The sequence below is a fragment of the Endozoicomonas sp. ALE010 genome (assembly GCF_049310165.1).
In the GTDB taxonomy this organism is placed as follows: Bacteria; Pseudomonadota; Gammaproteobacteria; order Pseudomonadales; family Endozoicomonadaceae; genus Endozoicomonas.
Genome location: NZ_JBLYNV010000120.1, coordinates 1 through 6,300, shown reverse-complemented (window position 1 = coordinate 6,300; position 6,300 = coordinate 1). Strand labels below are relative to the sequence as shown.

The window sequence follows — 6,300 nt, the reverse complement described above, 5'->3', positions numbered from 1 at the left end:
AGCAATATCACACCCCGACCGAGAATATCACGGCATTCAAACAAGCCGTCAACAACACACCGGTGTTACCCGGTAAAACCTGCGGGGTTATTAATACCCATAATTTCAGCGCGGTCTTCAGTGACCTGTCCGCACAGGAAAACACCCTGCAAAAGACCGATACCTTTCATAAGATGGCCAGCGAATTTGACCAGCTGCTGATCAGCGGTGAGCTGACCAATGAACAATGGCTGATCCTGAAACATCGGACGGAATCACTGCCTGTCGCCCCCGGATTGGTGACAGGCACTTTGCCAGAGCCTTTCGGTGACAGCGTTGTCAGGCTGTATACCGGCCGTGTTGCCAATAATGTTGCTGCACATTGTTATCAACTGGCCACCGGGCAGCAATGGGAGGAGCTCTGGTTTACCAGCAAGCTGAAACTGTCAGGCAAGTTGAATTTCCAGCTGAGAGAAACCCCGTTATTGACACAACTCCTTAAGGGTAAACCAGTGGTGCTGTCCGGGCTGGAACATACCCCGACCCTGGCAGGGCATCTGGAGTCACTACTGTCACCTGAGCCCTATCTCTGGATTTACGGCCAGAAAAAAGCTCTGCCCCACTGCCAGCTGCATATAGTCTGGCCCACTGACCGACTGCCTGACCAGGGTCCATGGTTTCAGCGCTGGCAACAGCAGCAGGATGCCCGGAGTGATCGGTCAGCAGGCAGTGTTGAGGCTGACAGCTTTGATCCTGAAATAGCTGAGCTCGGTAAAGCTGAGTCCATTTTGGCAGAATCCATTATGGCCGCCCCCAAATCCCTTTCGTCCCGCCATCCCGATGCAATCGGGCCATTATGCAGTCTTTGGTCGCGCATTCAGACATTGCCCCAGAGCCCGGATGAAAGTTATCCGGTCATTCCGGTTCAGGCACCGGCTGAGTTTCTGAAACTGCTGGAGGCTCAGCTCCCCATTGAACAGCGGCTGGATCGCGCCGAGATTCTGGAGCCCTTCCACTGGCGTAAGGCCCTGAATAAGTTACTGGCCCATCCGGTGCGGGGTAATACAACCATTTACAGTTATGTCAAAGCTCAGATCAGTGGGATATTTCCGGATTCCATGGCAGAGGTTGATCGTGATGGCATTGCTGCCATCCTGAACACCCTGCCAGCCCTGAAGCACCCAAAGGATCTGGCCGATCATTTCTGGCCATTGGCCCGTTATATGGCACCGGCACTGGGCGAGTATTTGCCCGCTACCTTCAGCAAACCTTCTCTGCGCTGCACCGCGAAGATGGCCGCCATTATCCACTCAATATTCCCTCAACAGGGCATTGAGGCTGATCTGTTGCCGGTACTGAACGACAATATTCATCCCTGTTCCGGCCAACGGCTGCGTCTGCTGTACGATGCCCTGCGGGTCTGTGGCAGCCAGAGTATTCCGGTGCATCGGCAAGCCCGGGACTTGAACCAGCAACTGACCGCCATTAGCCAATGCCATCCGTCTGCGCCACTGGAGCAGCTGCAACAGCCGCTTCAGCACGCCTTTCCGGGGCTGACAACCTCTTTGCAGACACTGGCCTCAGATTGGCTGAAGGCCAGCTGTCATCATCAGCAGCAACAGGGCAAGCGGCTTGAACAGCTCACCACCATGCTCAGACAGCACAGGATCATTGAACTCAATGGCCCGGCGGGTACCGGTAAATCCTGTCTGGCCGTCGCCACCGGGCAAGCGTTACAGGAACGGCGGCAGGCATCAATGAACCGGCTTGCCGCTGGCCTACAGCCTGACCCGCACACAGTGAAAACCCTGACCCTGGGACCAAACACCACCTGGGAAGACCTGTACGGTTCGGTCTCCCTGAAACGAGACCGGCAGGGCAATACGGTCTCTCATTCGGTACCCGGCCAGATAACGGAGTGGGCCAAAGGTTCCGAGCCGGGCCTGCTGGTTATTAATGAAGCCAACCTGGTGCAGCACGGACTATTGTCACCACTGACCGGTTTGCTGCAATCGCCTGCCCGGCTCTGCGTCAATGGCCAGACGTTCGAGCTCACAGATAACCACCGGGTTTTGTTGACCGGTAATCCGGGAAATTATCCGGGGCGGAATCTTGACCCTGAATTGCAACGCCGGATTCTGCGCCTCTATTACCGGCCGCTGCCGGAGTCCGTTCTGCAACAAGCCATCATTGAGCCACTCCTGCCGGATACCTGGCCCTTGGAGCTGAGGTCCACCGCTTCGGACACCATCCTTTCCCTATTGGCAGAGTACAGAAAACAGGTATCCACAGACTATGAGCTGACGCCAAGGGACCTGAAAGACATCATGGCCCGGTTCCGGCTGATCACGGCGGATGCACCCTGTCCCACCAGCCAGGCCCAGATGTTGGCACTGGCTGACGAAGCGTGCGGGCAAAGTCTGGGTGGGCGGATCGATCCGGACCAACGCCCCGAATGGCAAGCACTCAGGGATTACCGGCACAGTTCCGGCAAGGTGGACCCTTCATTGCTGGACCAGCACCAGCGGGCCTTCACACAGTTTTTCGGACAGTTGGCACAGGTGAACAAAAAGCAATCGACGCCACTGGTCATCGATACTCCGGCCACCAGAGAGTACATAAAAACCTGTTGGCAATTTCTGCAACTCAGGGAACCGGGAAGAGTTGCCATGGTGGTGGAAGGTATTGCCGGGTGGGGTAAGGATGCCCTGTTACTGCTGACCCTGACCACCTGGCAACAGCAAACCGGTAGAGGCTATCAGCACCTCAATGGAGCTCCGGACCAGTTTAACCAGTTTGTGCAGGCCTTTAACCGCGCCTGGCGTCTGGGTGAGGTGCTGGTGGTCAGTGAACTCAATATTATTCCTTCCGGGCCATTGGAAGAGTTTCTCAATGACCGCCTGCCGCTGCCTCACAAGGCCGGGTTCAAATTGATTGGTACCGTTAATCCGCCCACCTATCCCGGACGGACGGCATTCCCGCCATCATTGACCAGCCGATTTACCGGCGTTCATATCCACCATGATACCCGGGATGACTATCGGCTCAGGCTACAAGCCATTGGGGTATCTGAGGATCTGAGTCGGTGGCTGACCGATTGCGCCAGTGCCCTTAACGATGATTTCCGACAGCAACGCATTCCCCTTGAACTGACGTTGCCGCAGCTGCTGCTGGCGGCCGATCGATTGGGCAGAACCTCCATGGATTGCTGGCCTGAGGGTCTGAGCCGGGAGTGGCAACCCTATCTGGAAAAGCGTACAAGCACATTTAAGTGGCCCTATATTCTTGTACAGTCATCAGAAAAGGGATCTTCCAGCAGCTCGGCCACTGTATTACCGCAGGCTTTCAGTCTGGGCCTGCTCCCTGGTGTGTCTGGCAACTTTCATGCAACCCGGTTTTTTCCCGGTAAATGGGATCCCCATCTGTACAGACTGAAGCTGTTCACAGCCGATGTGACCACTGACCAGACATTAGTTGAAAGCCCTTTACCAATGCGTCTCATGGATCAGAGCAAGCTTTTGCCCCTGTTAACCGGGCGAACCTATCTGAAAACCGGCGAAACCCCCGGGCGCATGACACTGAAACCGGGCCACAATTGGCAATTATTGCCATCGCTGACCCCCAACGACCGGTTGACCGGTTTGAGGTCCATTCCGAAACAGACGCAGCTGGCACTGGATAGGAGCACCGACCAATACTTTCTTCGTTCCGGACTCTCGGAACCGGTGACGGTGGATTTTATTATTAAGCCCGATCTGACTTATTTTCAGCCGTTAACGGCTAATGATCCCATTAACACACAGCCCCTGCGGTGCCCTCCGCTGATCAAAGTGCATCTGGATCAGGAGGTGTTCAGCGGGGATCCTGCTCACTTTCCGGGATACCGGAAGTTGCGGGAAATAGGGCAGATAGACAATCTGTCCGAACGGCTACTGGCCCTTGTCGATTGGTTCAGGGCATTTTCTTACGATCGTCCTTTTGACGAAACCGGCATCAACCTGGCCAAGCAATTGTTGCAGGAACAACAGGGAACCTGCCGCCATCGTGGGTTTCTGTTTCAATTACTCTGTCTTTACTGGGGTATTGAAGCCCGTATAGTACGATCGGGCTCACATGCTTTCGTTGAGGTCAGATCCGGCAATGGGTGGCGACTTTGTGATTTAGGGGGCGCTGGCAGCTCCACTTTCAGTTATTCATCAGAGCCGGAATGGCACAATATTTTCAAGTCAGCGCCAGTGGCACCCGTCAATTCGCCTTACGCTCAGGACGGAGCCGCTGATGGCTGGAAGGGGATATTGTCACTGGCCGCTTCTCTGCTCCAGCAACACAAGTGTACTCAATCTGAATTACCCCAAGAGGCGATAAAACAAATCCAGGACACCTTTCTGGAAAAGTTCCGAAAAAATTTCCGCCCTATCCCCATGTTCAGGGATTTACTATCAGAACGAACTTACAAAATATCACCAAGCCGCGAACGTTATGTCTTTGCCATGGAAATTGCCTGTGATTGGGTATCGGAACAATATTTGCTGGCGGCCCGACATGCCATTGACCATTTTGCCACCCTGGCCCCCCCGGAAAAAAAAGCCATTATCGATTGGAGCCACTGTATGCTCATCAGGTCAACCGATGAGCGGTCTCCCGAAAGACGTCTTTTCTGTGAGTGGTCGGAGTTTGCCTGGCAACTGTATTTGCAAAGCCCGAATGATTTTCCCGTCCTGCCTGTGCAAAGCCTGCAGACCATTATCCGGTTAAATTTTGATCATAATGGCATCGCTCAACGAATATACCAGCGCCTGTTCCGGCTTGAGTCCATCGATAAAGTCTATCTGAAAAATGTCCACGACAGTCCGGAGGCCGACCATTTTTCCCTGCTGTACTCCTGGGAAAAATTGCCACAGGTGGCGGCTACCGAAGTTTTTTGGAGTCATGCCTCCCGGGGCAAACCGGATATTGCCCGACTGATCCGTGGTGAGCCCTGTTTTCCGCAAAAATCAACGTACTATCAGGAAACCAATACCCTGATACTGTCTGCCCGGTTTTTGATCGACAGGGCGTTGTACACCCTCCTGCGAAGCACCAACAAACTGACCGGAGCAGCGTTTATTGAGGAGTTCCCTGAGCCCCCGAGCATGGGGAACTTAGGGGATCACATCAATGATGCAGAAAATAACCGACAGTTAATTCGCCTGATCAGTGATCAACGCTCTGCGGAAATATATACCCCGGTGATATGTAAAGACCTGAAAAGATTCCGGGTCCTGATCGTTGGCAACTTCCGTGAACGGGTAACCATCTTTGAAAGTTCGGCAGGACAAAGTTTCGACCTGATCGGCAGCGGGATTTTTTCTCCGGGTCTTACCCTGGATTGCCGGGAGTCGCTGGGAACCGTGAAACGACTGCTCAATGAGCATGATGCAACTATTTTAGGCGGGTATTGAGATGAGTCTTAGTACAAAGGAACTTTTGCCGGTTTACACCATCCAAATTGACTGACGGACCGCAATTACTATCAGAAAAGTACTATTTTCATGCTTCCTATTCAGCCCGGTGATCATCCTGTTGTAAAAGCACAAAAAAGGCTGGCAAATTCTACAGGCGATCCTCCACAGCCCAGTAAAATCCGTAAAAAAATGCTCGTAACTGAGGTTTTGCCCGTCAAAAATGAGCAGTCATATTTAGTCCAACAGGCATTAGCAGATAGTGCGCATTCCAGCCCAATCCGTAACATCACGCCCATCACAGATTGCATCAGCCATCTGAAACAATCGGCATCACCGGTAGGCGATGCGTTTCATTTTTTCGACTCTGAAAATGATAAGGCTGGGAAGGAGGTGTTGATCCATTGGTATCGGCAAAGGACAGGCACCGGGTTCCTTTTTATTATCCGGCATCCGGACGACCTGGATCATCACCCGTTAAGAAGGCTGCACTATTATCCAGCTCCCGGACAAAAAACCGAGCGTCCCGGGCTTATTTATCAGTCAGTGCCCATCACCCTGATTTTCGATTGTGACAACCTCAGGCCCAGACAGCTGGCCTCATTGAATGAGCTGTTGGAGAATCCACCCCGGCTGGATGGCATCCCCATCAGCACGACAGTCAGCCGGGTTGTTCTGGCCAAAAACGATTTAATAAATCAGCCTGATGCTCCCGGACCGGATTTCTGGCGTCGGATATTTGCCCGGGACAGATACTCTTCAGCAACCTTCAATGTCACCCCGGCCGCGGTGCCATCCTGGTCAGTAAGCCAGCGCACGGAGCCGCCAGAGCCGGGGAGTTTGCTGATTCACTGTGCGGGTCAGGATGTCTTTGCCAGCC

At 53.5% G+C, this 6,300-nt stretch carries 2 protein-coding genes; both read left to right on the top strand.

Translation table 11 applies throughout. The annotated features are described in order from the left end of the window. Positions 1-5,420: transglutaminase domain-containing protein (locus tag ACO6UY_RS23720; protein WP_422491511.1), on the top strand; the 5,420-nt coding region annotated here is incomplete at its 5' end. A gap of 90 nt (positions 5,421-5,510) precedes the next feature. After that, positions 5,511-6,300: hypothetical protein (locus ACO6UY_RS23715; RefSeq protein ID WP_422491510.1), on the top strand; the 790-nt coding region annotated here is incomplete at its 3' end.